Raw genomic sequence first — 26,102 nt, 5'->3', positions numbered from 1 at the left:
GATGCCTCTGATGACCCGTTGCATCCTTCTGCTGGGCGTATTGCTGATCAGCGCCTGCGCCCAGCAAGCCCCGGCCTTTGTGCCACCGGCACAGCGACCGCTGCCGTCCAATGAAGCGCCATGGCCGAAAAACCATGTGCTGGGAATTGCCTATCACGATGTCGAGGACCGTGACCCCGATCAGGCGGTGGTCGCGGTGCGCACCGAACGCATGATCGAGCAACTCGCGTGGCTGCGTGAGAACGGCTACAAGCCCGTCACCGTCGATCAGATCATCGCCGCGCGCAATGGTGGTCCCGAGCTGCCGGCCAAAGCCATTCTGTTGAGTTTCGACGATGGTTATTCGAGCTTTTACACCCGCGTGTTGCCGGTACTGCGGGCGTACAACTGGCACGCCTTGCTGGCGCCAGTCGGTGTCTGGATCGATACTCCGGCCAACCAGCGAGTGGACTTCGCCGGTGATATGCGGGTGCGTTCGGACTTCCTGACCTGGGCGCAGATCACTGAAATTTCCAGGTCCGGGCTGGTGGAAATCGCCGCTCACACCGACGCCAGCCACAAAGGCATCCTGGCCAATCCGCAAGGCAACCTGCAGCCGGCGGCGGCGACTCGTCGTTATGACGCGGCTACCGGGCGCTATGAATCGGAAGCGGATTTCCAGGCTCGTCTGCGCAAGGACGTGGTCACCATTACCGAGAAAATACGCAAGGCCACCGGTTATAATCCGCGTGTCTGGGTCTGGCCTTACGGCACCGCCGATGGCACCGCGCTGCAAGTGATCAGCTCCCAGGGTTACCAGATGGCCCTGACCCTGGATGACGGGCTCGATGCACTCGACAACCTGATGAGCAGTCCGCGTTTCCTGGTGGCCTCGGACCCGGATGGCGAACACTTTGCCAACAGCATCGTCGCGGTGCAGTCCAGCTCACCGATGCGCGTGGTGCATGTCGACCTGGACAACGTTTATGACCCGGACCCGGCCCAGCAGGAAGTCAATCTGGGCAAGCTGATCCAGCGCATGGCCGACATGGGCGCCAACACCGTGTTCCTGCAAGCCTTCGCCGATCCACAGGGCGACGGTCTGGTGCACTCGTTGTACTTCCCGAACCGCCACCTTCCGGTTCGCGCCGACATCTTCGACCGGGTCGCCTGGCAGCTGCGCACTCGCGCTCACGTCAAGGTTTTCGCCTGGATGCCGGTGCTCAGTTTCGCGCTTGATCCGAAACTGCCACGGGTCACCCGTTGGGACCCGGCCACCGGCCAGACCTCGGTTGACCCGGGGCAGTACCGGCGCCTGTCGCCGTTCGACCCGAACGTGCGGCGGATCATCGGTGAGATCTACGAGGACGTGGCGCGCCTGACCTCGGTCGACGGCATTCTCTATCACGACGACGCCGTGCTGTCGGACTTCGAAGACGCCAGTCCCGAGGCCTTGCGCACCTATGCGGCCAACGGCTTGCCGGGTTCGATGGCGGCCCTGCGCGATGATCCGGCGATGATGCAGCGCTGGACTCGGTTCAAGAGTCGCTACCTGATCGACTTCACCAAAGAGCTCACCGCCAAGGTTCGCGCCATTCGTGGGCCACAGGTGCTGACGGCGCGCAACATCTTCGCCGAACCGATGCTCAATCCGCCCAGCGAAGCCTGGTTCGCGCAGAACCTCGACGACTTCCTCGGCACCTACGACTGGACCGCACCGATGGCTATGCCGTTGATGGAAGGTAAACCCCTCAAGCAATCGGGTGAATGGCTCGAAGAGTTGGTGGCCACGGTCAAGGTCCGGCCGGGAGCACTGGAGCGCACGGTGTTCGAATTGCAGGCCCGGGACTGGACGAAGAAAAGCGGCGCCGACATCGATGGCGGGCAACTGACTGACTGGATGGGTCGCCTCAAACGCCAGGGAGCGACCAGTTTCGGTTACTACCCGGACAACTTCCTTGAGAACCAGCCGGACCTGAAAACCGTGCGTCCCGCGCTCTCCGACAAGTGGAATCCATAACATGCTGGATAGACTTCTAGCTCTGCTGGTCCTGGCGATCGTCCTGGGGATTCCCCTGGGGCTGATCTTTCTGGTCACCGGGCAATTCTTGATGGACTTCGTGTTTTTCTATCCGCTGTTCATGTCCGGACTGTGGATCGCCGGTGGCCTGTATTTCTGGCTGCACTGGGAGCGCCACTGGCCGTGGAAGGACGATACGCTGCCACCGCCGCTGGCGGGTGAGCCACTGATTTCGATCCTCATCCCTTGCTACAACGAGGGCGATAACGCGGCCGATACCATTCATGCCGCGCTGGGCCAGCATTACCCGAACATCGAAGTGATCGCCATCAACGACGGCTCCAAGGACAACACCGCCGCCGTCCTCGATGCTATCGCTGCCGAGGACCCGCGCCTGCGGGTGTTGCACCTGGCGGAAAACCAGGGCAAAGCGGTGGCCTTGCGCATGGGCGCCATTGCCGCGCGCAGTGAGTACCTGGTGTGTATTGACGGCGATGCCTTGCTCGCGCCGAACACGGCGGCCTATCTGGTGGCTCCTATGCTGGACAACGCCCGGCTTGGTGCGGTGACCGGCAACCCACGGATTCGAACCCGTTCAACGCTGGTCGGGCGGGTTCAGGTTGGCGAGTTCTCTTCGATCATCGGTTTGATCAAGCGCACCCAGCGGGTCTTCGGGCGGATTTTTACCGTGTCCGGGGTGATTGTGGCGTTCCGTCGTTCGGCGTTGCATCGGGTCGGCTATTGGAGCCCGGACATGATCACCGAAGACATCGACATCAGTTGGAAGCTGCAACTGGATCACTGGAGCATCTTCTACGAGCCACGCGCACTGTGCTGGATTCTGATGCCGGAAACCCTGTCCGGGTTGTGGAAGCAGCGTTTGCGCTGGGCCCAGGGCGGCGCCGAGGTGCTGTTCAAAAACATCCGCGGCATCTGGCAATACCGTCATCGCTACCTCTGGCCATTGTTGTTCGAATACTGCCTGTCCACCGGCTGGGCCTTTACCTTCTTGCTGTCGGTGATTTTCTGGGGCCTGGGCAAGTTCATCGAGATGCCGGACGCGATTGCCGTACACCACCTGATGCCGCCTGCCTTCACCGGGCTGTTGCTGGCGATGGTCTGCCTGCTGCAGTTCGCGGTCAGCATCCTGATCGACCGTCGCTATGAGCGCGGGCTGTGGAAAACCATGTTCTGGGTGGTCTGGTACCCGCTGGTGTTCTGGTTCATCAGCTTGCTCACCACTCTGGTCAGCTTTCCCAAAGTCCTGTTTGGCCAACATCAGAAGCGTGCGCGCTGGGTCAGCCCCGACCGTGGCATCAAGCCGCTGAACGATGACGATGATGAGGAGTTCACCAAATGAAAATCATCAGAACCCGTCAACGACCATTTCTGGTCGTAATCGATGCCTTTTTCACGGTGTTGGCCTGGATCGGCTTGCTGTACCTGCTGGTGCGCGGCCTCTGGCCATTGATTGATACCCATGAAGGGTTGCGTATCGAATCGACGATGCTCGACGCCCTTGGCACGCTGCAAATCTACTTGTGGGTGGCGCTGTTCAACGCGGTGGTCCTGATCTCCTGGGCGCGTTACCAGCACCGCAAGAGCAAAAGTTTCGCCCAGCGCCGCATGCCGGCGCCGGTGGTCGATGACAAAGGCTTGAGCATAAGCTTCAACCTGACCGAAGAGCATTTGGCTCAGCTGCGCGATCTGGGAACCATGGTGATCCACAACAACGAAGACGGCGACGTCAGCCACGTTGTCCCACGCTTCTTGCGCATCGATCCCGAGCTCCAGAAGCAGTTGCACCCGCCGGCCTCACTGGTGCAGCAGAAGGCGTTGGTGTTGGCGGCAAATGACGATCAGATGCCTGTGACGTGAGCTGCGGTAAGGTTTGACTGAAAGTTTTACAGGGCTATTGCGGTCTGAGTGTTCAGGGCATTGGCTTCGTTCGTTGAAAGCGAGCACTATCAAGTCAATTACTGGTGCGTTGGAGGCCAGCCGTGACACAACGAATCGACCGCATTGCCCAAATGCTCAACTGCCCGATCAAGGGCGAAGAAATGCGCCGGGCTATTACTGAAGCTCGCAAGGACTTTCTGCTCGACGACGATGAAGAGGATGACGACGAGGAGGCGTCTGCCGAGGTGGATATCGTGGATGAAAAGCCGTCGAAGGCGTGACTCTCTACCACCAACTGCGGTTGCTCTCTAATTCGCCCCTGCATTGCCTGAGTTGCCAGCCATAATCTTTCGCCTGTTGCTCGACCTTGCGCGCCACTTGCACCAACCAGGGCTTCTGTAGATAACTCTGGCGACTGAACCCGCCACGGCCCTCATGGTAGGCAAGGTACTGGCTGTAGGCATCCCACTTGGAAACACCCAACTGACGCTGAGTGCCGGCGACGTACCAGCCGACGAACATGATCGCGTCGTCAAAGTTGTCACGCGATCCGCCGTTGCCGGTCGCGCTCTTGTACTCGCCCCACACCGGATCCTGCGCCTGGGCATAGCCATACGCCGAGCTGACCCGTCCCCAGGGAATAACCCACAAAAAGTAGTAGCGTGGTGGAAGGGCATCGTGCACAAAGCTGCTTTCCTGCTTGATGATCGCCATCGCCACGTGGGGCGGCAGGCCCCAGGCTTTCTCCATCTTCAGCGAGTCTTCGTACCAGGCCGGGTATTGGCGGTAGATGCTGCAAAGGTTGCTTTGCTCTCTTGGCGGTGTGGTTGAGCAGCCTGCCAGCAGGATCAAGGCCGCGAGTACAACTGAAAAACGTCCGTGCAAAAATCACTCAATTGGCCGTCAGCCAATCCTTATCGGTTAAATAGGGTGCCCGATACAACGTCGCGTTTTTACTCCGGTGCGATGTGCAAATCGGTCCCTTGGTGTGGCTGGCAGTTGGTCAGAAGTGCGTTGACCCTTGCGCTATAAATCGAGCACTATCAGGTACCTTTTTAAGTACCTTGGAGCCTGCTCATGGAGCAACTACTCGCTAGCCGCTCAGTCAGCATCACGGAACTCAAGCGCAGCCCAAGCACCGTGATCGAGCAGGCGGGGTCTGAGCCCGTCGCAGTGCTCAATCATAACCGCCCAGCGGCCTATCTTTTACCCCAGGCGGCTTATCAACAGCTTCTGGATCGGTTACAAGCTGCTGAAATACGCGAAGCGATAGCCGCCAGCCGCAATGACCCACGTCCAGCGATAGACGCCGATACGGTATTTGCGGAGCTGGACACGCTCATTGATCAAGTCGCTGCCGAGCAAAATCGCTCGTGAGGCAGCTGTTGTTCTCTGCGATAGCGCGAGAGGACCTGCAGCACATAGCGCGTTACATCGCCCGGGACAATCCCGCGCGGGCCCGGACTTTTGTCGCCGAGTTGGGTCAGCGCTGCTTGTTATTGGTCGAGCAGCCTGATCTTGGCGTTGTTCGTGAAGACTGCGCTAAAGGCTTGCGTATGCTCAGTCACCGTCGGTATCTGATCTTTTATGGTTTGACCAAGAAAGACATCCTCATAGAGCGAGTGCTGCATGGCGCACGCGATCTAGGGCGTCTATTTGAGTCTGGAAGCCAAGATCAATAACTTCCTGCGCTTTGCAACATTTTCCCATCACCCACAAAAAAGCCCCAGTCCTTGCGGACTGAAGCTTTCTCGTTTTGCGTAGGGTGCCGCTCGCGGGATTCGAGCCTACGGAGGGCATTTCACTGACGAAACTGGATGCCGCGTTTTGAGCGGATTCGGTAGCCGACCGCGAGAATCAGCGGCGGGCTAAAGTATTTGACGTTGCAAGGTTTGTTATCGGCGGCAGTTGTTCGGTAAAGCCGAACAACTGAATTTTTCGCGAGTTCGCCCTCGGCGAAGAGGTGGCTGACATGTTCGCTGATAGCCGACTATTGTTCTCAAGAGCCCGATAGGTGAGCCTCTTTCCTGGCATCTAAAACAAATTCGGAACTCAAGACCCGGACGATATCGAGTGTGCTTTTTTCTCTTGCTTGATATCGCCTTGCTGCACACGTTTTGGCGAACGAACCAGCGGCCAGAACAGCTCTTGCTGCCACGTCACCGGATGCAGATCCTCTATGCCATAGGTTGAGGGACGACGCCGAGTGATCTTTGCCGTACCGAACAGCACGTCCCAGAAGAACAGCAGGTTGCCGAAGTTTCCCTTGTAGTGGGTCACGCCATCATTGGCGTTCAAACCATGATGGGCCGCATGGGTGGCGGGGGTCGAAATGGTTCGTTCGAGGACCCACATCAGTGGACGCAAGGCCGGAATGCGGTAGAGTTTTTCATCCCAGGCGACGCTGCTGTGTGCGGCGAAGATCACCGTCATTTTGACGATCAGGTAACCGTAGTAAACCGGTGCCAGGCCCAGGTAGATGAGTGCTCCGGACAGCCAGATGCCTGGCATCAGCAGGTAGTAAAAGCTGTTGTTTCGGTAAACGATGCGAATGCTCATGTAGGGCGCCGAATGGTGAGCGCGATGCAGGGCATAGAGAAACGGCAGCCGATGGGTCAGGCGATGCCACCAGTACTGGGTCAAGTCATCGAACACCAGAAACAACCCAAGGCCCGCCACCCAGTGAATGTTGGCCAGGCTGTTCTTGAGTTGAGGGGCCAGACCGCCGAGCAACAGGTTGCTGAGGAACATCACCAATGGAAAGGTGACTCCCAGCAGGAGCGACGAACCGATGACCTCGATCAGCGTATCGCGGCGCTGACCTTTGGGTTGGCGGAAGCAGGCGCACGCAATTTCCAGCAGGATGAAACCCAGAAAAATCCCGGCGACGACCAGAATTGGATTGTTGGCGAGCATTATTGTATTCATGGCAATCTCGAGTCAGGCCCGACTTGGGCATTGCCTGAGCAATAAGAAACCATGAGCCTTCCGGACAACATGTGCGAAATGGACAAAATCACTCGAGAAGAGGCCAATCAGCCAGCCCATCGCTTTCATCGGGGTCAGCTCGGGCAAGTTCTGGAACGTGTACTGCATAAGCAGACACGCAGTAACCGGCGCGATTACAGCCTGCTTGAACTCGAGCAATTGTGGACGGCGGCAGCACAACAAGATCCCGCCATTGGCCTGCACCTGTTCGCCGAGTTTTCCCCGCAGGACTGCCACGAGCTGACGTACATCTGTATGTATTGCCCGGACGTCAGCGGCGCTATCCAGTGCTGGGGTGACTATGCAGGGCTGGCGTCGGACATGGACAGCGTCAAGCTGATCAGCGATGCCCATGGTCTGGGTGTAGAGCTGCGTATCGACGCACCCGCCAAACTGGCCCGCTACGTGGTGGAACATTACTGCGTGATGGCCGTGACCCAACTGCGCAAAGCCACGGGCGAACCGGTCCGGCCGGTGCTGGCTCACTTCGCTCATCCGCGGCCGATCTACCACGCCGAATACACCCGATGGTTCGGGGATAACATCGCGTTCGAGTGCGCGCATAACTGCCTGTATTACGACCAGGCCGTCTTGCGGCTACCCCTGCTGACGCGACACGACGGGATGGCGGGGTTGTTGCGCAGTGAAATGGACCGACGGATCGCTCGGCATCTCCAACTCAATGGCTGGACCGGAAAAATCGCGGCCGGTATGCGACAAAGCCTGGCGCGCGGCGTGGTACCCAGCCTGGAAAATCAGGCAGAGGCTCTACACCAGAGCCCGCGTACCCTGCGCCGGCGCATGGAAGAGCAAGGCATGACGTTCCGCCTGCTGCTGGACCTGGTGAGGGCCGAGCTGGAACAGCATCTTGAATTTCTGGGTGAGAACCGCGCACAAATTGCCAGTCAACTGGGTTACGGGGACCTGGCTGCCTATCTGCATGCGCGTAAACGATGGCGGCGTGAGTCATTTGACGATCGCATTCGCGATGTCGAGGCGGGTAGGTAACGTAGAGGAAGTGAAACGACTGGTGCGGGTGGAAGCTCGGTTCACAGCAGTCAATGAGCAGCGCCAAGCTCTTGGCGGGCTTGCGGCTGTAATGCATTGACCATCACCAAAACGGCAGCAATCGGCCTACGGCGGTCAACCTGCTTCAATCGAAGGCCCCCCCTTTTTACATCGCTTTGGCCAAGGCGCTGGTGGATGATGCCGAGCTAGGGATGATGCACTTCAGCCAACCTCCACAAACCGGCGCCTGGTCACGAACAGCCCCGCGCCCACCGGCACGGCAAGGACCGACATCAATCCCAGGTCAAAGCCCAGCAACTGGGCCTGGCTCACTGCAACGCAGCCGATTGCGCCAGCCAACACCAGCGTCACCCCTAGCCACTTGCGCAGCGGGTACGGCTTAAGAAACCGATCAAGTAGAAAGGCCAGCGCCACGACGATGACCGTCTGGGTAATTTCGGACATGTGCAGCCCCACTCAGGTCTTGATGATCAGGGATTCGGAAGAGCGCTGTGGGCCAATCCCACCATTGACCTGCGCCTGGATACTGACGATTACGTCGCCAGCATGGTAGGTGGGCAGAGTGTCATTGACGTACGAGCGCACACCCGCCGTTACAACAGTACCTGCGGCGAAACTGCCTACAGGCCCGGCTAAACCGCCCACAGTACCGGCAGTGCCGCCGAAGGCGGAGGCGGCCAGGTTGGCGAGTTTGGTGCGTTGGGTATCCAGGGCGTCGGCCTGTTGCCGGGTCAGCGGCTTGGAGATGCCGATCATCATCACGCACGGCAGGTTCTTGGCCTGCATCTTGTCGTACACCTCTACGACCTTGCTGTTGACCTGATAGTGGGCGCTTTTCGCTTCGCCAAAATGAAGCTCGCGCAGGCGGCCGCGCTCGCTGTCGGTGAGGGTGATCTGTGAGACGTTGAAGACGATCCCGTGCGGGGTCATGTATTGGAAAGTCCCTTCGGCCTTCATTGCGAGCATCCTTTCGAGCAAAAGGGGGATTCTCTATAAACAGCGCCTAAGATGCAAACCACCACTTTGCTGGCAGGTCGCGGCCTGATGGAAGAAAACCCGCAATTGATCTGGGTCTCGCACTATCTGAATACTGAATCGCCCCGGCTTTCCTGGACACCTTTGAGCGTCTGCGATTGGCTGCAGACTCAACCGGTAACCGTGACGAGCGATCTCGCAGATGTAACGATCAATGAGTTGATGAAAGGCAGTGCGTTCAGCCTCGACGCGAGAGACAAAGATGCCCCGGTCGATTTCGCTTTCGATCATGCGTGCCCAGGCTTGGGCATCGGCTTTGGTTTCGAAGGTTTTTCGTTGGGCTGGATAGCCCTTACGGCGGATTTGCGCTTCCCACTGATACTCGCCGCGATTCCTGATTGTTGCCATTTCGACCATTCCTGCCACGTTCAAGTGTGGCAAATTTGTGGCAAAAACGACTTTCAGGACTAGGACAGGTTTCTGTCAGGAGCGCTATTCCCTTGTCATACAAGGGAAAGAAGATGGTGCACCAGGCGGGATTCGAACCCACGACCCCTGCCTTCGGAGGGCAGTACTCTATCCAGCTGAGCTACTGGTGCAGCGCGGGCGCCATGATACTCATATGCGCTGCGGGCGTCCATGCTGCTGAATAGCCTGATGTTTCGCGCCCGCCGAGTGGGTGTTTGCTACGTTGATCAGAAAAATAGTGCAAATGCGGCGTTTTCGTTCTTTTTTTCGAACAGCCTATTGTCCTTTACCCCCTTTGATCCTAGGATTCGTTTGAGATTTCAAACGCTCTTGTCTGGGTGCTGAACCGCACGAGCTTCAATAGTGCGCTATTTATGTGCTTCAGCCCGGTGAATGATTTCCCTGACGGCAGCCTTCAAGGCGCCTTTCTACAATCATAATTTGCTCCGCGCGTGCGCGGTGCTGTTAAGGAAAGCCGACATGCAGCTTAAAGACACCCTGTTGTTCCGCCAGCAAGCCTTCATTGATGGCGCTTGGGTCGATGCGGACAGTGGTCAGACGATCAACGTCACCAACCCGGCAACGGGCGAAATTCTGGGCACCGTGCCGAAAATGGGCGCTGCCGAAACCCGCCGTGCAATCGAAGCCGCTGACAAAGCGCTGCCGGCCTGGCGTGCACTGACCGCCAAGGACCGCGCGAACAAGCTGCGTCGCTGGTTCGAGCTGATCATTGAGAATCAGGACGACCTGGCTCGCCTGATGACCCTGGAACAGGGCAAGCCATTGGCTGAAGCCAAGGGCGAAATCGTCTACGCCGCGTCCTTCATCGAATGGTTCGCCGAAGAAGCCAAGCGCATCTACGGTGACGTGATTCCGGGCCACCAGCCAGACAAGCGCCTGATCGTGATCAAGCAGCCAATCGGCGTGACCGCTGCGATCACTCCGTGGAACTTCCCGGCTGCGATGATCACCCGTAAAGCCGGCCCGGCCCTGGCCGCCGGCTGCACCATGGTGCTCAAACCTGCTTCGCAAACGCCTTACTCTGCCTTCGCCCTGGCTGAACTGGCCCAGCGTGCCGGTATCCCGAAAGGCGTGCTGAGCGTGGTGACCGGCAGCGCCGGCGACATCGGCAGCGAGCTGACCAGCAACCCGATCGTGCGCAAGCTGTCCTTCACCGGCTCGACCGAAATCGGTCGTCAGCTGATGGCCGAATGCGCCAAGGACATCAAGAAAGTCTCCCTGGAACTGGGCGGTAATGCGCCGTTCATCGTGTTCGACGACGCGGACCTGGATAAGGCCGTCGAAGGCGCGATCATTTCCAAGTACCGCAACAACGGCCAGACCTGCGTCTGCGCCAACCGTCTGTACATTCAGGATTCGGTGTACGACGCGTTCGCTGAAAAACTCAAAGTGGCCGTGGCCAAACTCAAGATCGGCAACGGTCTGGAAGAAGGCACTACCACCGGCCCGTTGATCGACGGCAAGGCCGTGGCCAAGGTTCAGGAACACATTGCCGATGCCCTGAGCAAAGGCGCAACCCTGCTGGCGGGTGGCAAGGTGATGGAAGGCAACTTCTTCGAACCGACCATCCTGACCAACGTGCCGAAAAGCGCTGCTGTGGCCAAGGAAGAAACCTTCGGTCCATTGGCGCCACTGTTCCGCTTCAAAGACGAAGCCGAAGTGATCGCGATGTCCAACGACACCGAGTTCGGTCTGGCCTCGTACTTCTATGCGCGTGACCTGGGTCGTGTGTTCCGTGTGGCTGAAGCCCTGGAATACGGTATGGTCGGCGTCAACACCGGGTTGATCTCCAACGAAGTCGCGCCGTTCGGCGGCATCAAGGCCTCGGGCCTGGGCCGTGAAGGCTCCAAGTACGGCATCGAAGATTACCTGGAAATCAAATACCTCTGCCTGGGCATCTGATCAGGTAAGGAATTAAACGCAAAGGGCACGAGAGCGCTGTCCCTTTGCGGGCTTCAAACGTTATTTCTTGGTGGCCGGGAAAGCTGTGGCAGTCGATCATCGCATGCTGCCGTAGTTGCCTCCCCGCCACGTATTCCTTGGACCACGCCGCCCGATGAGCGGTGAATGAGGACTTTATGAGCAAGACCAACGCATCCCTGATGAAACGCCGCGAAGCCGCTGTACCACGCGGTGTTGGCCAGATTCACCCGATCTTCGCCGACTCGGCGAAGAACGCCACCGTGACCGACGTAGAAGGTCGCGAGTTCATCGACTTCGCCGGCGGTATCGCCGTGCTGAACACCGGTCACCTGCACCCGAAAATCATCGCCGCCGTGACCGCGCAGCTGAACAAGCTGACTCACACCTGCTTCCAGGTACTGGCTTACGAACCGTACGTAGAACTGTGCGAGAAAGTGAACGCCAAGGTTCCAGGTGATTTCGCCAAGAAAACCCTGCTGGTGACCACCGGCTCTGAAGCCGTGGAAAACTCCATCAAGATCGCTCGTGCCGCTACTGGCCGTGCCGGCGTGATCGCCTTCACCGGTGCTTATCACGGCCGTACCATGATGACCCTGGGCCTGACCGGTAAAGTCGTGCCTTACTCGGCCGGCATGGGCCTGATGCCAGGCGGCATCTTCCGCGCGCTGTACCCGAACGAACTGCATGGCGTGAGCATCGACGATTCGATCGCCAGCATCGAGCGCATCTTCAAGAACGACGCCGAGCCGCGTGACATCGCTGCCATCATCATCGAGCCGGTTCAGGGCGAAGGTGGTTTCTACGTCGCGCCTAAAGAGTTCATGAAGCGTCTGCGCGCGCTGTGCGACCAGCACGGCATTCTGTTGATCGCTGACGAAGTACAAACTGGCGCTGGTCGTACCGGCACCTTCTTCGCCATGGAACAGATGGGCGTTGCTGCCGACCTGACCACCTTCGCCAAATCCATCGCTGGCGGCTTCCCGCTGGCCGGTGTGTGCGGCAAGGCTGAATACATGGACGCCATCGCTCCAGGCGGCCTGGGCGGCACTTACGCCGGTAGCCCGATCGCTTGCGCCGCTGCGCTGGCGGTGATGGAAGTGTTCGAAGAAGAGCACCTGCTGGATCGCTGCAAAGCGGTTGGCGAGCGTTTGGTGACTGGCCTCAAGGCCATCCAGGCCAAGTACCCGGTGATCGGTGAAGTGCGTGCCCTGGGCGCGATGATCGCGGTTGAGCTGTTCGAAAACGGCGACAGCCACAAGCCTAACGCCGCCGCCGTCGCCCAAGTTGTGGCCAAGGCGCGCGACAAGGGTCTGATCCTGCTGTCGTGCGGTACTTACGGCAACGTGTTGCGCGTACTGGTGCCGCTGACTTCGCCGGACGAGCAACTGGACAAAGGTCTGGCGATCATCGAAGAGTGCTTCTCCGAGCTCTGATTGCCCAGTGTGACCTGATCGACAAAAAACCCGCTTCGGCGGGTTTTTTTTGTCTCTTGAAACACATCGGCGACTTTTACGCTGTATCGAATTGCCAGCATTGTCTAAGGTGCAGGCATTGCCTCGGAGTGAACTGATGACCGCTGTTGATTTACCTGCTGTGCCGCGAGTACTGATCGCCGAGGCTGACCCTTGGTCTCGAGACCTGCTCGAGCAGGTGTTGTTGCACGTGCGCTGTGACGCACGGCTCGACCTGTGCGCCGATGGCCGGCAAGCGCTGGAGTTGCTGAGCGAACATCCCTACGACCTGGTGATCGCCGATTGGGAGCTTCCCGGTGTCGATGGCCTGGGCTTGCTGCGTAGCGTGCGTCAGCGGTGGCGTAACCCGGTGTTGCCGTTCATTTTGATGAGCAGCCGCAACGACAGCGCCAGCGTGCGCGAGGCGTTGCCGCTGGCGCCGACGGCCTATCTGACCAAACCCCTGAACATGGAAGGCCTGACGCAACGTCTGCAGGACTTGTTGCTGAGCGCGGGTCAGACAGTTTCCTGTGATGTCCCGGCGCTGGCGCCTGGCATGACCTTGTCGACTTTCCTTGAGCGTCGGCGTGAGCTGGCGGACGGTGCGCCGCTGCTTACCGACGTGCAACTGGCAGTCAAGCGCAGCCTGAATCCCAATGGCCTCGATCTGAAGCTGCTGGAAGAGGAAGTGCGCACCGACCCGCAGATCACCGCTGTGTTGATTGCCGCCGCCAACAGCGCCGCGCAACACCTTGGCGACACCGTGCAGACCGTGTCCCAGGCTTTGCATCGTCTGGGCACCGGGCAAAGCATGAACCTGATCCTTGGCCTGGCCCTCAAGCGTAGTGCGAAGCTGAGCGATCCGTGCCTGTCCGATTACGCCGAGCGCTACTGGCAGCTGTCACTGCACACTGCCGAGTACGGACGGACCCTGGCGCGCTTGCTCGATCTCGATCAGGAGCGTTGTTATTGCGCCGGCATGCTTCATCGCCTCGGCGATCTGGCGCTGCTGCGTTGCTTGCAGGAGTGGATGCAGGCGGGGGGCGAACTGGATGAGCTGGAGGAGGTTGGCGACGCGCTGGCTGAGTTTGGCGCGGCCTACGGTTCTGCGTTGCGCACCCGCTGGCGGCTTCCGCTGGAGCTGCGGGAGTTGATTGCAGCGGTCTATCAGCTCGGTGGCGGGGTTTACTCCCGGGAAGCGCTGGTGATGAACATGGCGGCGCAACTTGCACGACTGACCGAGCATGAAGGCGTTGAAGAGCTGGCGAAAAGCCGAACAGCGCGCCTGCTCAAGATCGGCCTGCCGGAATTGCTGCGCTTGCGCAAAAAGTAAGCTTTGCACAAACCCTGTGGGAGCGAGCTTGCTCGCGATGGCGGACTGTCTGCCAGCATCAATGGTGAATGTCAGCACCTCATCGTCGGATCGCCGCCCGGAGCAAGCTCGCTCCCACAGGGGGACGGTGTTGAGCCTGTCAGCCGCAGATGATCCGGTTCTTGCCCTGGCGTTTGGCTTCATACATCGCGGCGTCGGCGCGGGTGTAGAGGTTGTCGAGGGTTTCATCTTCGGCGGTGAGGCTGGTCAGGCCCTGGCTGACGGTGATGCCGAAGGTCTGGCCTTCATGGCTGAAGCTCAAGCGCTGAACTTCCTGTTGCAGACGCTCGGCGACGTGCCTTGCCATGTCCGGCGTACAACCGGGAAACACTGCTGCAAACTCTTCACCACCAATTCTCCCGAACAGGTCGCCACGGCGCAACGCAGCACGCCCGCATTCGGCGAGCTGTTGCAGCACATGGTCGCCTTGCGGGTGGCCGTATGTATCGTTGATGAGCTTGAAGTCATCGATATCCAGCAGCAGAAACGCCAGCGATGAACCTTGCAGCCGCGCTTGTTCGAACTCGCGGCTGGCGCACTCGAAGAAGTGTCGGCGGTTGCTGCTTTGGGTCAGCATATCGGTGGTAGCGAGGCGTTGCAGCTCGGTTTCCAGCTGCTTCTTTTCGGTAATGTCCTCGGCGAAACCGACCACGATCAGCGGTTGTCCGGGTTCGGCCTGACGATTGATAAAGCACTTGTCGCTGAGCCAGCGCACCTGGCCGTCGGCGGCGATGATTCGGTACTCGCGGTCTTCAACGGCGCCTTTTTCCAGCACTTGGGCCAGGCTGCGTTCGGCGTAGTCCAGGTCATCCGGGTAAATGCTGTCGCGCCATTGGTGATAGTCGGCCAGCAGCAGGCCGGCCGAACGACCGAAAATCCGTTCATAGGCCGGGCTGACATACAGCACCTGACGTGTTTCCCAGTTGAAAGCCCAGAGTATGGCGTTGACGCTGACCAGCAACGAACTGAACAACTGCTCACGCTCGCTCAGGCGCGCGACTTCACCCTGGGCATGCATCAAGGCCATCAGGGTTTGCGCAGCCTCGGGCCACTGAGGGAGGGACAGGTCTTCAGGATTCTTATTGACCATCGGCACATATCTCAAAGGGCGTGCCGCGAGTTCGACAGCGGCCACAACAAAGCCCGCCTGGGTGGCGAAGTGCTCTTTGAGATAGGGGATTTGAAGCTTAGTTCCGAAGGGTGCGCCCGCGAACGGGGCGCACCGATCAACGGTGTCAGGCGGGGCGCAGCGAGTAGGTTTTCAACTGGTTGGCGAAGTCGCGCAGCGATTGAATACCGCTGGCTTCGGCTTCATGGACCCAGTCCTTGATAGCCGCCAGCATGTCGTGGCCATTTGAGCTGGTCTTGATCCAGATCTGCTGCAAGGCCAGACGTTTCTCGTAAATTACCTTCAGCGCCTGGCTGTGCTCGAGCATGGTCTGGATGCGCACATGGTGTTTGTCATCCAGCAGGCTGGTTTCACGCGAGAGCAGGCGCTTGGCGCGATGGAATTGGTGGCGAACCGAATGGTCGACCTTTTCCAGCTCTTGCTTGACCAATGGGCCAATCACCAGCTTGCGGTATTGGGCCATGATCTGGAAACGGTTGTTGAGGATCGCCATGGCGGTGTCCATGTCCAGGCTGCCTTTGCCTTCGACACGGTGGGCGATCGGCGCAACCCGCTGAACCTTGGCCAGACGCAGGAAGCTGAAGACCTGGATCCACGCCCAGCCGAGGTCGAATTCCCACTTTTTCACCGACAGTTTTGCCGAGTTAGGGTAGGTGTGATGGTTGTTATGCAGTTCTTCACCACCGATCAGAATGCCCCAGGGCACCAGATTGGTCGCCGCATCACGGCATTCGAAGTTGCGGTAGCCAACGGCATGGCCCAGGCCATTGACCACGCCAGCGGCCCACACCGGGATCCACATCATCTGGATCGCCCAGACGGTGATGCCGATGGTGCCGAACAGCAGCAAATCGATGACGCCCATGATCGCCACGCCCAGCAGCGGATAACGGCTGTAGAGGTTGCGTTCGATCCAGTCTTCGGGGCAGTTCTTGCCGTAGATGCGCAAGGTTTCGGCGTTCTCCGCTTCGGCGCGGTATAGCTCGGCCCCTTTGCGCAAGACCGTGGACAGACCTTTGATCACCGGGCTGTGCGGGTCATCGACGGTTTCGCATTTGGCGTGGTGCTTGCGGTGGATAGCGGTCCACTCGCGGGTGTTCTGCGCCGTGGTCAGCCACAGCCAGAAGCGGAAAAAGTGTTTCAGGCCGGCATTGAGCTCAAGGGAGCGATGGGCTGAATAGCGATGCAGATAAACCGTGACGCCCACGATGGTGATGTGGGTCATTAACAGAGTGACTGCCACCAGTTGCCAGGGCGACAAGCCGAGTAAACCTTCGTACCACATAGGCTGTATGGCCCTCGATAAAGAAAAAACAGCAGGCGCATTATCACTCAGCACACAGATAAAACCAGTCGCCCTTTCAGATAAGAGTGGCTGGATGTTTCTTTAATCTATAATTCCAACCTTTTTTGTAGGGACATGGACCGTCGAATGTCTGCTTCTTATCGCGATGCTTTGCGTGCAGCGCTGCTCTACCTGGTGTTTTCTGTCGTTTGGCTGGAATTCACTGGTTATTTATTAACCAATTTATTCGATGAATCCGCTGATCTTCAGCGATGGCAACTGATCAACGGTTATGCCTGGGTGGTGCTGAGCGCCGGGTTTATCTTCATTGCCCGGGCACGGTTGCTGGGTTTTCTCGGGATCGGCGCCAAATTGCGCCACCGCAATGAAGATCGCGCACGATTGCGCCAGGCGCAGGCGGTGTTCGATTGCACGCGCGAAGGGGTGTTGGTCACTGACCGCGAGGGGTTGATCGTCCACGTCAATCGGGCCTTCATGGAAATCACCGGTTATCAGGCCGAAGAGGTGTTGGGCCATAGGCCCAGCCTGTTCAAGTCCGGCCACCATCCGCCAGATTTCTATCAAGAAATGTTCCAGAGTCTGAACTGCACCAGCGAATGGAGCGGCGAGATATGGAACCGGCGTAAAAGCGGTGAGATTTACCCGCAATGGCAGACCATCCGGGTCATTCACGATGACCACGGCCAGCCGAGCCACTACGTGGCGGTGTTTTCCGACATCAGCGCGATCAAGAATTCCGAGCACGAGCTCGCGCATCTGGCGCACCACGACCCGCTGACCGACCTGCCCAATCGTCTGCTGTTCAGCGATCGCGTCGAGCAGGCGCTTGCTTCGGCGCAGACCCACAAGCGTGGTTGCGCGTTGCTGATGATCGATCTGGACCATTTCAAGATGATCAATGACAGCCTCGGGCATAACGTCGGCGATCAGTTGCTGAAAGCCGTGGCGGTGCGCCTGCAAGGCATGTTCGGCCCCGGCATTACGCTGGCGCGCTTGGGTGGCGACGAGTTTGCCGTGCTGGCTGAGAACTGTCCGCAACTGGTGCAGGCGGCCGCGTTGGCGCAGCGGATCATCGATGGTTTGAAAGAGCCGTTCGTCATCGACGCTCACCCGTTGTTCATCAACGCCAGCGTCGGTATCAGCCTGTTTCCCAGCGACGCACTGAGCGCCGAACAATTGCTGCGCAACGCTGACTCGGCGCTGTTCAAGGCCAAGAACTCGGGGCGCGACGGCTATGCCTTGTACACCGAGGAACTGACGGCTCACGCCCAGCACCGGGTCGAGATGGCCTTTGAATTGCGTCGCGCGCTGGAGCAGCAGGAGTTGCGGGTTTACTACCAGCCGGTGCACGACCTCAAGACCAGCCGCTTGATTGGCGTTGAAGCGCTGGTTCGCTGGCAGCATCCGCAACGCGGGTTGGTGGCGCCGGGCGAGTTCATTCCGATTGCCGAGCGCACCGGGTTGATCGCCGAAATCGATGCCTGGGTAATGCAACAGGCCTGTCAGCAGATGTGTGCCTGGCAGAAGGCCGGGGTGGTGCTGTCGTTTATCGCGGTGAACGTCTCGACGCGGCTGTTTGCCCGACGCGAGCTGTTTGAACGGGTGGCTCAAGTGCTGCACGACACGGGGTTGGACCCGGCGTGTCTGGAACTGGAAGTGACCGAAAGCGCGGTGATGGAGGATCCGGAAGTCGCGCTGGAACAAATGCACCGCTTGCGCGAATTGGGTGTGCGCCTGGCTATCGATGACTTCGGCACCGGTTATTCGTCGCTGCTGCGGCTCAAGCGTCTGCCGGTGCAAAAGCTCAAGATCGACCAGGGCTTTGTCGCCGGCCTGCCGTGGGATGAGGATGACGCGGCGATCGTTCGAGTGATCATCGCCCTTGCGCAAAGCATGGGCATGCAGGTCCATGCCGAAGGCATCGAGCAGGTTGAGCAGGCGGCATTTTTGCTCGAGCAGGGTTGCGATCTGGGGCAAGGTTACTGGTTCGGTCGACCGATGCCGGCTCATGAGCTGGACTGGGCGCGGGCTCCGGTCATTCGTTAAACATCAAAAGATCGCGGCCTGCGGCAGTTCCTACACGCTGCGATCTTTTGATCTTCGGCGCTCAACCTCCGCGCAACCCCTTGCTCCGTCAAATAATGTCTTTCGGTTATATAAACATTCTTAAATAGTATTTTTAAGAATATCTGCGCCTATCTACTATTGCTCTCACGCCGCAAGCAGTGCCGCCACTGCCAGGCACATCTCATTGAAGGAGCAGCACCATGAGCGCATCTCTACGTAGCGTTGACGGCCAGGATGAAGCAACCATTTTGCGCGAGATCCAGAGCGCACTGCGCGATCTGCGCTTTGGGGCAGTGGAGATCACCGTGCATAACGCCCAGGTGGTTCAGATCGAACGCAAAGAGAAATTCCGTTTGCAGAACCCGGGCAGCAAGCCGAGCTGAAACAAAGATCAAAAGATCGCAGGCTTCGCCAGCTCCTACGGGGGGGATGGGTGTAGGAGCTGCCGAAGGCTGCGATCTTTTAAACAGGCAACCCGATTCCAGAACTCCATTAAGAACAGCCAACACAAAAGAATTCAGGAGCTGCACCATGTCGTCGATTCGCCGTTACGCTTTGGCCGCTCTGGCCAGCGCCATTTTTGCCGGTTCCGCGGTTGCCAAGGATTACGAACTGCTCAACGTGTCGTACGACCCGACCCGCGAGCTGTATCAGGACTACAACGCTGAGTTCATCAATTTCTGGAAGAAAGACCACGCTGGCGACAACCTGAAGATCCAGCAATCCCACGGTGGTTCGGGCAAACAGGGCCGGGCGGTGATTGATGGGCTGCGGGCCGACGTGGTGACTCTGGCACTGGCCGGTGACATCGACGAAATCGCCAAACTCGGCAAGACACTGCCGGCCGACTGGCAAAAACGCCTGCCGGACGCCAGCACGCCGTACACCTCGACCATCGTGTTCCTGGTGCGCAAGGGCAACCCCAAAGGCATCAAGGACTGGGGCGACCTGACCAAAAACGGCGTTGAAGTGATCACCCCGAACCCGAAAACCTCCGGCGGTGCGCGCTGGAACTTCCTTGCGGCCTGGGCCTATGGCCTGAAAGCCAACGGCGGTGACGAAGCCAAGGCCAAAGAGTACGTGCAAACGCTGTTCAAGCACGTTCCGGTGCTGGACACCGGCGCTCGCGGCTCGACCATTACCTTCGTCAACAACGGTCAGGGTGACGTGTTGCTGGCCTGGGAAAACGAAGCCTTCCTCGCACTGAAAGAACAGGGCGGCGCTGCCAAGTTCGACATCGTCGTGCCTTCGCTGTCGATCCTCGCCGAACCGCCAGTGGCGGTCGTCGACAAGAACGCCGAGAAGAAGGGCAATGAGCAGATCGCCGAAGCCTACCTCAAGCACCTGTACAGCCCGGCCGGTCAGGAGATCGCCGCGAAAAACTTCTATCGTCCTCGTGACAAGGATGTGGCTGCCAAGTACGCCAAACAGTTCCCGACCCTGGAGCTGGTGACCATCGACAAGGACTTCGGTGGTTGGAAATCCGCTCAACCGAAATTCTTCAATGACGGTGGCGTGTTCGACCAGATCTATCAGGCGCAGTAACCTGACTTGAGCCACACAACGAACCTTAAGCTTAGGCGCGTAACATGTGGGAGCGGGCTTGCTCGCGAAGGCGGAGTGTCAGACGACTTAAATGTTGACTGATACCCCCTCTTCGCGAGCAAGCCCGCTCCCACATGGATGCGCTTAGCTGATTGATTTTTTCAACCAGGGACTTTTATGTCGCGTCGTATCTCCCCCGTCATACCCGGCTTCGGGCTGACGCTGGGCTACACCTTGGTGTACCTCAGTCTGATTGTGCTCATTCCATTGGCGGCGATGTTCGTGCATGCCGCTCAACTCACCTGGGACCAGTTCTGGGCAATCATCTCGGCGCCACGCGTGCTGGCGGCGTTGAAGCTCAGTTTCGGCACCGCGCTGTGCGCCGCGATCATCAACGGCATCATCGGTACGTTGCTGGCCTGGGTGCTGGTGCGTTACACCTTCCCCGGACGCAAGATCATCGACGCGATGATCGACCTGCCGTTCGCACTGCCGACGGCCGTGGCCGGTATTGCGCTGACGGCGCTGTACACGCCGACCGGTCTGGTCGGGCAGTTCGCTGCGGACCTGGGTTTCAAGATCGCCTACACGCCGCTCGGTATCACCCTGGCGCTGACCTTCGTCACGTTGCCGTTCGTGGTGCGTACGGTGCAGCCGGTACTCGCTGACATCCCGCGAGAGATCGAAGAGGCCGCCGCGTGCCTGGGCGCCAAGCCGTTGCAGGTGTTCCGCTACATTCTGGTTCCCGCACTGCTGCCGGCCTGGCTGACCGGGTTTGCCCTGGCGTTTGCTCGGGGTGTTGGCGAGTACGGTTCGGTGATTTTCATTGCCGGCAACATGCCGATGAAAACCGAAATCCTGCCGCTGCTGATCATGGTCAAGCTCGACCAATACGACTACACCGGCGCTACCTCCATTGGCGTGCTGATGCTGGTGGTTTCCTTCGTCCTGTTGCTGCTGATCAACTTGTTGCAGCGGCGCATCGAAACCCCATAAGGAGGCGCGGAAAATGTCCCAATCGTCTATTGCTGCCGCGTCTTCGGCCAATGCTGCGCGCCGTGGCAGTGCCGTTTCACGGCGAATTCTGATCGGCCTTGGCTGGCTGATTTTTGCGCTGTTCCTGTTGTTGCCGCTGTTCATCGTGGTCTCCCAGGGCCTGAAGCTTGGCCTCGGCGCGTTCTTCACCGCGATCTTTGAGCCCGATGCCTTGTCGGCCCTGAAGCTGACGGTGATTGCGGTGCTGATTTCGGTGCCGTTGAACCTGGTGTTCGGCGTCAGCGCGGCCTGGTGCGTGAGTAAATACTCGTTCCGTGGCAAGAGCATGCTGGTGACCCTGATCGACTTGCCGTTCTCGGTGTCGCCGGTGATCGCCGGTCTGGTTTATGTGCTGATGTTCGGCGCTCAGGGGATTTTTGGTCCGTGGTTGCAGGACCACGATATCCAGATCGTCTTCGCCTTGCCGGGCATCGTGCTGGCGACAATTTTCGTCACCGTGCCGTTTGTGGCGCGTGAACTGATCCCGCTGATGCAGGAGCAGGGCACGCAAGAAGAGGAAGCCGCACGCTTGCTGGGTGCCAACGGCTGGCAGATGTTCTGGCATGTGACTGTGCCGAACATCAAGTGGGGCCTGATCTACGGCGTGGTGCTGTGTACCGCCCGGGCGATGGGTGAGTTCGGTGCGGTGTCGGTGGTTTCCGGGCACATTCGCGGGGTGACCAACACCCTGCCGCTGCACGTCGAGATCCTCTACAACGAATACAACCACGTCGCCGCGTTTGCCGTTGCGAGCCTGTTGCTGATCCTGGCGCTCTTCATCTTGCTGCTCAAGCAATGGAGCGAGTCCCGTATTAACCGCCTGCGCACCAGCGCCGCGGAGGAATAAGTCATGTCGATCGAAGTCCGTAATGTCAGCAAGAATTTCAATGCCTTCAAGGCGCTGAACAGCATCAACCTGGACATCCAGAGCGGCGAACTGGTGGCGTTGCTTGGCCCGTCCGGCTGTGGCAAAACCACACTGCTGCGGATCATCGCCGGTCTGGAAACCCCGGACGCCGGCAGTATCGTGTTCCACGGCGAAGACGTGTCCGGTCATGACGTGCGTGATCGCAACGTCGGCTTCGTGTTCCAGCACTACGCCTTGTTCCGCCACATGACAGTGTTCGACAACGTCGCGTTCGGCCTGCGTATGAAGCCGAAAAACCAGCGTCCGAGCGAAAGCCAGATCGCGGTCAAAGTCCACGAACTGCTGAACATGGTGCAACTGGATTGGCTGTCGGATCGCTACCCGGAACAACTCTCCGGCGGTCAGCGCCAGCGCATCGCGCTGGCCCGTGCCTTGGCGGTTGAGCCGAAAGTCTTGCTGCTCGACGAGCCCTTTGGCGCGCTGGATGCCAAGGTCCGTAAAGAGCTGCGTCGCTGGCTGGCGCGCTTGCATGAAGACATCAACCTGACCTCGGTGTTCGTGACCCACGACCAGGAAGAGGCGATGGAAGTGGCCGACCGCATCGTGGTGATGAACAAGGGCGTGATCGAGCAGATCGGTTCACCGGGCGACGTCTACGAAAACCCGGCCAGCGACTTCGTGTACCACTTCCTCGGCGATTCGAACCGTCTGCACCTGGGCGACGACAACCACGTGCTGTTCCGTCCTCACGAAGTATCGCTGTCGCGCACTGAGCTTGCGGATCACCACGCGGCGCAAGTGCGCGATATACGTCCGTTGGGTGCAACTACACGCATCACCTTGAAGGTCGAAGGCCAGAGTGAGCTGATTGAAGCGGAAGTGGTGAAAGACCACGACAGCCTGACCGGGCTGGCCAAGGGCGAGACGTTGTTCTTCAAACCCAAGGTCTGGCAGAAAGTCGCCAACCTTTAAAAGCATCGCGAGCAGGCTCGCTCCCACAGGGTTTTCGGTTGATCACAGAATTTGTGGTCAGCACCGTTCCATTGTGGGAGCGAGCTTGCTCGCGATGGCGTCCTACGCGGCTGCATTTTTGCGATTAATTCGCACCCCACCCGCCCGCGCTTCAATCTGCTCTTTGAGCTCATGCCGCAACCCCAGCAAAAACGTCAGTTCCGCCACCACAAACAGCGGCCCGATGATCAATCCCGTCACATCATCGACAAACGCCGGTTTGCGTCCTTCGTAGTGATGGCCGACAAACTGGATCGCCCAACCGACCACAAACATCGCAACACCGCTGCTCAACCAGAGCAGGGTGCTGTGCGCCGCGAGGATTTGGCCTAGCCAAACGGACAGTCCCAGCAGCACCGTCATCACCACGCCAAGACGTATTTCCAGACGCAAATAGAACGCTGCCGAAGCCAGCGCCAAGAGCCCGGCTGGAGACAGCCAGAGCCCGGCCACCGGCCATCCTGGCCGTGACAGCAGCACCGCGACGGCGACCACGATTAGCGGAATGCCAATGAAGTGGCTGGCGATATTGCGCGGGTCACGATGGTACGCGGCGTATTGACTGAGGTGGTCAACGAGGCTTTTCATTGTTATTCCTCCGGTAGGGATGTCGATCATGCCCTGCGGTCAGTCGTTACTCTGTCAGCCAGACGACAATCATCTTGGAGTTTTCATGGATATGCAGGCCCGGCGGTCACGCCTGATGAAGGGGCAGTGGTTCAGCCATTTGCCGCCCTTGTTACAGGATAGTCTGCTGTCCCTGGCCCGCATGCGGAGGCTGTCGCCGGGACAACGGCTGTTCAAGCGCGGTGATCCGCCGTGTGGTCTGTACGCGGTACTCGAAGGTGCGGTGCGCGTGGGCGCGGTGAGCGAGCAGGGCAAGGAGGCACTGCTGAGCCTGATCGAGCCGCCGCACTGGTTCGGCGAAATCAGTCTGTTCGACGGCCAGCCACGCACCCATGACGCCTATGGTGTGGGCCACTGCATTCTGTTGCACATCCCGCAGACGGCGTTGCTCGGCATGCTCGAAGAACATCCGCACTACTGGCGACAGTTGGCTTTGCTGATGAGCCATAAACTGCGCCTGACCTTCATCAATCTCGAGCATTTGACCTTGCTGCCAGCCCCGGCCCGCGTGGCGCATCGCTTGCTGATGATTGCCGATGGCTACGGCGAGATCGAACCCGCACGGCGCATCCTGCAACTGCCGCAGGAGCAGTTGGCGTTGCTGCTTTCGCTGTCGCGTCAGACCACCAACCAGATCCTCAAAGACCTGGAGGGTCAGGGCATTCTCAACCTGAGTTATGGCGAGATCGAGATCCTCGACGCGGGTCGATTGCGGGCTTTGGCGAGCGTTTGAACCCGTCACCTCATCCGAAATAACCGTTAGTGATGGGCTTTGTGCGCCAAGGCGCCTAGCCTGTGGTGACGATTATCCGAGGTGTGCCATGCGTTTGCTGTTAGTGGAAGACGAACCCGAGACCGCGAAACTTCTGGCCCAGGGCCTGAGCGAAGCCAGTTATGGGGTGGATGTGGCGGACAACGGCATGGCCGGGCGACGTTTCATCGAAACGGGTGAGTACGATCTGATCATCCTCGATGTGATGCTGCCCGGCCTCAACGGTTGGCAGCTGTTGCAACAGATCCGCCAGCTCGGCGCAACGCCGGTTCTGTTCCTGACCACCGCGGATGGCATTGAAGACCGGCTGCGCGGGTTGGAGCTGCATGAGGATGACTACCTGCTCAAGCCGTTCGCCGTGAGTGAGCTGGTGGCGCGGGTGCGCAAGTTGCTGCGTCGTGATCGCGGGCGCTGAGCCGCCTGTGGTGTCTGGTAAATCGCTATCGCGAGCAAGCTCGCTCCCACATTAGACCTGAGTGAAACACCGATAACGTTCACGCCGAAGATCCACTGTGGGAGCGAGCTTGCTCGCGATGAGGCCGGCAAAACCGGCGCAAATCCCGACTTTTTACCGCAACCCATCCCGAAACTGCCCAGGCGTCATCCCGGTCCAGCGTTTGAACGCGCGGCTGAAGCTGCTGGTGTCGGCGAATCCGAGCAGATAGCTGATTTCGCTCAACGAGCACTGTGGGTCTCGCAAGTGCAGCAGTGCCAGATTCTCACGACACTCATTGAGCAGCGTGTCGAACCGGCAGCCTTCGTCCGCCAGATGCCGTTGCAAGCTGCGCAAACTCAAGTGCAAGGTCTCGGCGATGCGTTCGGCGCTGGGTTCGCCTTCGGGCAGTTGCGCTTCGATGGCATCGCGCACCTTGCGCTCCCAGGTCAGCAGGCGCAGCTGCGTCAGGGCGCGCTTGAGTACGGTTTCGTTGTGTTCGGCCAGCTCCGGGTTGGCGTCATCCAGGTGGCTTTCGAAGTCGTCGATGGAAAACTCCAGCCGGTCTTCGTCAGCAGCAAAGAAGATCGGTGCGCGGAACACCGCGTGCCATTGTTTCGGGTCGGCCGGTTCCGGTCGGCGCAAGTACACCGCCAGCGGTGCATAGTCCCGACCCAAACGGTTGCGACAGGTGCGCACGTAGATCGCGGCGAAGGCGTCGATCGCTTCCCGCGCTGGCGCCGGACTGCCTTCGGGGACCTTGAGGGTGAAGCAATAGCGATCTTCGCCACGGGTCAGTTCCAGCTCCAATGCGTCGCTGATCACCTGGTGATAACGCACGATGCGCTCGAACACCTCACGCAGACTGCCGCTGGCGACCAGCGCATATCCCAGTGCGTGGAAGGTGGTCGGGCTGACGAACCGCGAAACCCGCAAACCAATCGCCGGGTCGCCGCTGACCTCGACGGCCAGCTCCCACAGTCGAGTGGTGGCCGATAACGGGTAGCGGGCGTTGGGGTCGTCCATCAGTTGCGGGTCGAGCCCGGCTTGCAGGCACAGGGCGTTGCTGTCGAGGCCGAGGGCGTCGAGTTGTTTGCGCAAAGCGCGGGTCCAGCTGGCGAGGGAGGTGGGTTCAATCATGATGATTGGCGCTTCCGGTCAACAGGTTGGCGTTCACAGCTAAC

General features: G+C 59.3%; 28 protein-coding genes and 1 tRNA gene. 19 read left to right on the top strand and 10 right to left on the bottom strand.

What is annotated here, in order from left to right; genetic code table 11:
* Position 1 precedes the first annotated feature (1 nt).
* The 4 genes from pgaB (at position 2) to BK659_RS22890 (ending at position 4,179) form a co-directional block, all read left to right on the top strand.
* The gene (pgaB, locus tag BK659_RS22905) at positions 2 to 1,999 is read left to right on the top strand and encodes a poly-beta-1,6-N-acetyl-D-glucosamine N-deacetylase PgaB (RefSeq protein ID WP_123427325.1); all 1,998 of its coding nucleotides are present in this window, start codon (positions 2 to 4) and stop codon (positions 1,997 to 1,999) included.
* Between the two features lies 1 nt (position 2,000).
* Entirely contained in the window at positions 2,001 to 3,359 is a 1,359-nt protein-coding gene (gene pgaC, locus BK659_RS22900) for a poly-beta-1,6-N-acetyl-D-glucosamine synthase (protein WP_123427323.1), read from the top strand.
* Positions 3,356 to 3,877 (top strand): poly-beta-1,6-N-acetyl-D-glucosamine biosynthesis protein PgaD, encoded by a 522-nt coding sequence (gene pgaD, locus BK659_RS22895; RefSeq protein WP_123427321.1) that lies wholly within the window; start codon positions 3,356 to 3,358, stop codon positions 3,875 to 3,877. Before pgaC ends, pgaD begins: the two co-directional genes overlap by 4 nt.
* 122 nt (positions 3,878 to 3,999) lie before the next feature.
* A complete protein-coding gene (locus BK659_RS22890) occupies positions 4,000 to 4,179 on the top strand; it encodes a hypothetical protein (RefSeq protein ID WP_123427320.1) in 180 nt (59 codons plus the stop codon).
* 4 nt (positions 4,180 to 4,183) lie between these two features.
* On the opposite strand, the gene BK659_RS22885 is transcribed toward BK659_RS22890, so the two are convergent.
* A complete protein-coding gene (locus tag BK659_RS22885; RefSeq protein ID WP_259740298.1) occupies positions 4,184 to 4,783 on the bottom strand; it encodes a transglycosylase SLT domain-containing protein in 600 nt (199 codons plus the stop codon).
* A 192-nt stretch (positions 4,784 to 4,975) separates the two neighbouring features.
* Between BK659_RS22885 and BK659_RS22880 the strand changes: the two genes are divergently transcribed.
* Together BK659_RS22880 and BK659_RS22875 are read left to right on the top strand one after the other, a co-directional pair.
* Complete coding sequence (locus BK659_RS22880) at positions 4,976 to 5,275, top strand: type II toxin-antitoxin system prevent-host-death family antitoxin (protein WP_123427318.1); 300 nt, start codon at positions 4,976 to 4,978, stop codon at positions 5,273 to 5,275.
* Complete coding sequence (locus BK659_RS22875; protein ID WP_123427316.1) at positions 5,272 to 5,580, top strand: type II toxin-antitoxin system RelE/ParE family toxin; 309 nt, start codon at positions 5,272 to 5,274, stop codon at positions 5,578 to 5,580. The genes BK659_RS22880 and BK659_RS22875 overlap by 4 nt, the downstream gene beginning before the upstream one ends.
* A 119-nt stretch (positions 5,581 to 5,699) precedes the next feature.
* Here the strand turns inward: BK659_RS22875 and rhuM are convergent, their stop codons facing one another.
* Both rhuM and BK659_RS22865 read right to left on the bottom strand, forming a co-directional pair.
* Positions 5,700 to 5,882 (bottom strand): RhuM family protein, encoded by a 183-nt coding sequence (gene rhuM / locus BK659_RS28465; protein ID WP_475848144.1) that lies wholly within the window; start codon positions 5,880 to 5,882, stop codon positions 5,700 to 5,702.
* Between the two features lie 68 nt (positions 5,883 to 5,950).
* Positions 5,951 to 6,826: a sterol desaturase family protein gene (locus BK659_RS22865; protein WP_123427314.1), complete on the bottom strand. Its 876-nt coding sequence runs from the start codon at positions 6,824 to 6,826 to the stop codon at positions 5,951 to 5,953.
* Positions 6,827 to 6,895: 69 nt separating this feature from the next.
* Between BK659_RS22865 and BK659_RS22860 the strand changes: the two genes are divergently transcribed.
* The gene (locus BK659_RS22860; protein WP_123427312.1) at positions 6,896 to 7,894 is read left to right on the top strand and encodes an AraC family transcriptional regulator ligand-binding domain-containing protein; all 999 of its coding nucleotides are present in this window, start codon (positions 6,896 to 6,898) and stop codon (positions 7,892 to 7,894) included.
* A 222-nt stretch (positions 7,895 to 8,116) separates the two neighbouring features.
* Here the strand turns inward: BK659_RS22860 and BK659_RS22855 are convergent, their stop codons facing one another.
* Together BK659_RS22855 and BK659_RS22850 are read right to left on the bottom strand one after the other, a co-directional pair.
* Positions 8,117 to 8,359, bottom strand: a complete 243-nt coding sequence (locus BK659_RS22855; protein ID WP_123427310.1) for a hypothetical protein — start codon at positions 8,357 to 8,359, stop codon at positions 8,117 to 8,119.
* 12 nt (positions 8,360 to 8,371) lie between these two features.
* Positions 8,372 to 8,872 (bottom strand): hypothetical protein, encoded by a 501-nt coding sequence (locus BK659_RS22850; RefSeq protein WP_103319461.1) that lies wholly within the window; start codon positions 8,870 to 8,872, stop codon positions 8,372 to 8,374.
* A 51-nt stretch (positions 8,873 to 8,923) separates the two neighbouring features.
* On the opposite strand from BK659_RS22850, the gene BK659_RS27795 reads away from it, so the two are divergent.
* On the top strand, positions 8,924 to 9,361 hold the full coding sequence (locus BK659_RS27795) for a hypothetical protein (RefSeq protein ID WP_185015447.1): 438 nt from the start codon (positions 8,924 to 8,926) through the stop codon (positions 9,359 to 9,361).
* Between the two features lie 51 nt (positions 9,362 to 9,412).
* On the opposite strand, the gene BK659_RS22840 is transcribed toward BK659_RS27795, so the two are convergent.
* Positions 9,413 to 9,489 (bottom strand) — tRNA-Arg (locus BK659_RS22840).
* A 349-nt stretch (positions 9,490 to 9,838) separates the two neighbouring features.
* On the opposite strand from BK659_RS22840, the gene gabD reads away from it, so the two are divergent.
* From gabD to BK659_RS22825, 3 genes are all read left to right on the top strand, one after another.
* Positions 9,839 to 11,281: an NADP-dependent succinate-semialdehyde dehydrogenase gene (gabD, locus tag BK659_RS22835; protein ID WP_123427308.1), complete on the top strand. Its 1,443-nt coding sequence runs from the start codon at positions 9,839 to 9,841 to the stop codon at positions 11,279 to 11,281.
* Positions 11,282 to 11,457: 176 nt separating this feature from the next.
* On the top strand, positions 11,458 to 12,735 hold the full coding sequence (gene gabT, locus BK659_RS22830; RefSeq protein WP_123427306.1) for a 4-aminobutyrate--2-oxoglutarate transaminase: 1,278 nt from the start codon (positions 11,458 to 11,460) through the stop codon (positions 12,733 to 12,735).
* Between the two features lie 136 nt (positions 12,736 to 12,871).
* Entirely contained in the window at positions 12,872 to 14,086 is a 1,215-nt protein-coding gene (locus BK659_RS22825) for a response regulator (protein WP_123427304.1), read from the top strand.
* Between the two features lie 139 nt (positions 14,087 to 14,225).
* On the opposite strand, the gene BK659_RS22820 is transcribed toward BK659_RS22825, so the two are convergent.
* On the bottom strand, positions 14,226 to 15,215 hold the full coding sequence (locus BK659_RS22820; protein WP_123427302.1) for a GGDEF domain-containing protein: 990 nt from the start codon (positions 15,213 to 15,215) through the stop codon (positions 14,226 to 14,228).
* Positions 15,216 to 15,360: 145 nt separating this feature from the next.
* Positions 15,361 to 16,539 (bottom strand): delta-9 fatty acid desaturase DesA, encoded by a 1,179-nt coding sequence (gene desA / locus BK659_RS22815; protein ID WP_123427300.1) that lies wholly within the window; start codon positions 16,537 to 16,539, stop codon positions 15,361 to 15,363.
* A gap of 147 nt (positions 16,540 to 16,686) precedes the next feature.
* Between desA and dibA the strand changes: the two genes are divergently transcribed.
* From dibA to BK659_RS22785, 6 genes are all read left to right on the top strand, one after another.
* Positions 16,687 to 18,606 carry a phosphodiesterase DibA gene (gene dibA / locus BK659_RS22810; RefSeq protein WP_123427298.1) on the top strand — a complete coding sequence of 640 codons (1,920 nt, stop codon included), beginning with the start codon at positions 16,687 to 16,689 and terminating at the stop codon, positions 18,604 to 18,606.
* A 221-nt stretch (positions 18,607 to 18,827) separates the two neighbouring features.
* A complete protein-coding gene (gene oscA / locus BK659_RS22805) occupies positions 18,828 to 19,010 on the top strand; it encodes a sulfur starvation response protein OscA (protein ID WP_040071968.1) in 183 nt (60 codons plus the stop codon).
* 148 nt (positions 19,011 to 19,158) lie between these two features.
* Positions 19,159 to 20,172 carry a sulfate ABC transporter substrate-binding protein gene (locus tag BK659_RS22800; RefSeq protein ID WP_123427296.1) on the top strand — a complete coding sequence of 338 codons (1,014 nt, stop codon included), beginning with the start codon at positions 19,159 to 19,161 and terminating at the stop codon, positions 20,170 to 20,172.
* 177 nt (positions 20,173 to 20,349) lie between these two features.
* Positions 20,350 to 21,168 carry a sulfate ABC transporter permease subunit CysT gene (gene cysT, locus BK659_RS22795; protein WP_123427294.1) on the top strand — a complete coding sequence of 273 codons (819 nt, stop codon included), beginning with the start codon at positions 20,350 to 20,352 and terminating at the stop codon, positions 21,166 to 21,168.
* Between the two features lie 13 nt (positions 21,169 to 21,181).
* Positions 21,182 to 22,054 (top strand): sulfate ABC transporter permease subunit CysW, encoded by an 873-nt coding sequence (gene cysW / locus BK659_RS22790; protein ID WP_123427293.1) that lies wholly within the window; start codon positions 21,182 to 21,184, stop codon positions 22,052 to 22,054.
* 3 nt (positions 22,055 to 22,057) lie between these two features.
* Complete coding sequence (locus BK659_RS22785; protein WP_054595059.1) at positions 22,058 to 23,047, top strand: sulfate/molybdate ABC transporter ATP-binding protein; 990 nt, start codon at positions 22,058 to 22,060, stop codon at positions 23,045 to 23,047.
* 102 nt (positions 23,048 to 23,149) lie between these two features.
* On the opposite strand, the gene BK659_RS22780 is transcribed toward BK659_RS22785, so the two are convergent.
* Positions 23,150 to 23,674: an Mpo1 family 2-hydroxy fatty acid dioxygenase gene (locus tag BK659_RS22780; RefSeq protein ID WP_123427291.1), complete on the bottom strand. Its 525-nt coding sequence runs from the start codon at positions 23,672 to 23,674 to the stop codon at positions 23,150 to 23,152.
* An 85-nt stretch (positions 23,675 to 23,759) separates the two neighbouring features.
* Here BK659_RS22780 and BK659_RS22775 point away from each other — a divergent pair, with 85 nt between their 5' ends.
* Together BK659_RS22775 and BK659_RS22770 are read left to right on the top strand one after the other, a co-directional pair.
* Entirely contained in the window at positions 23,760 to 24,446 is a 687-nt protein-coding gene (locus BK659_RS22775; protein WP_123427289.1) for a Crp/Fnr family transcriptional regulator, read from the top strand.
* Between the two features lie 88 nt (positions 24,447 to 24,534).
* The gene (locus BK659_RS22770) at positions 24,535 to 24,900 is read left to right on the top strand and encodes a response regulator (protein WP_123427287.1); all 366 of its coding nucleotides are present in this window, start codon (positions 24,535 to 24,537) and stop codon (positions 24,898 to 24,900) included.
* A 153-nt stretch (positions 24,901 to 25,053) separates the two neighbouring features.
* On the opposite strand, the gene BK659_RS22765 is transcribed toward BK659_RS22770, so the two are convergent.
* A complete protein-coding gene (locus tag BK659_RS22765; protein WP_123427285.1) occupies positions 25,054 to 26,058 on the bottom strand; it encodes an AraC family transcriptional regulator in 1,005 nt (334 codons plus the stop codon).
* Positions 26,059 to 26,102: the final 44 nt, after the last annotated feature.

The organism is Pseudomonas brassicacearum (genome assembly GCF_003732225.1).
Classification (GTDB): Bacteria; Pseudomonadota; Gammaproteobacteria; order Pseudomonadales; family Pseudomonadaceae; genus Aquipseudomonas; species Aquipseudomonas brassicacearum_E.
Note: the sequence above shows the minus strand (reverse complement) of the source record. Positions and strands in the feature narration are given on the sequence as shown.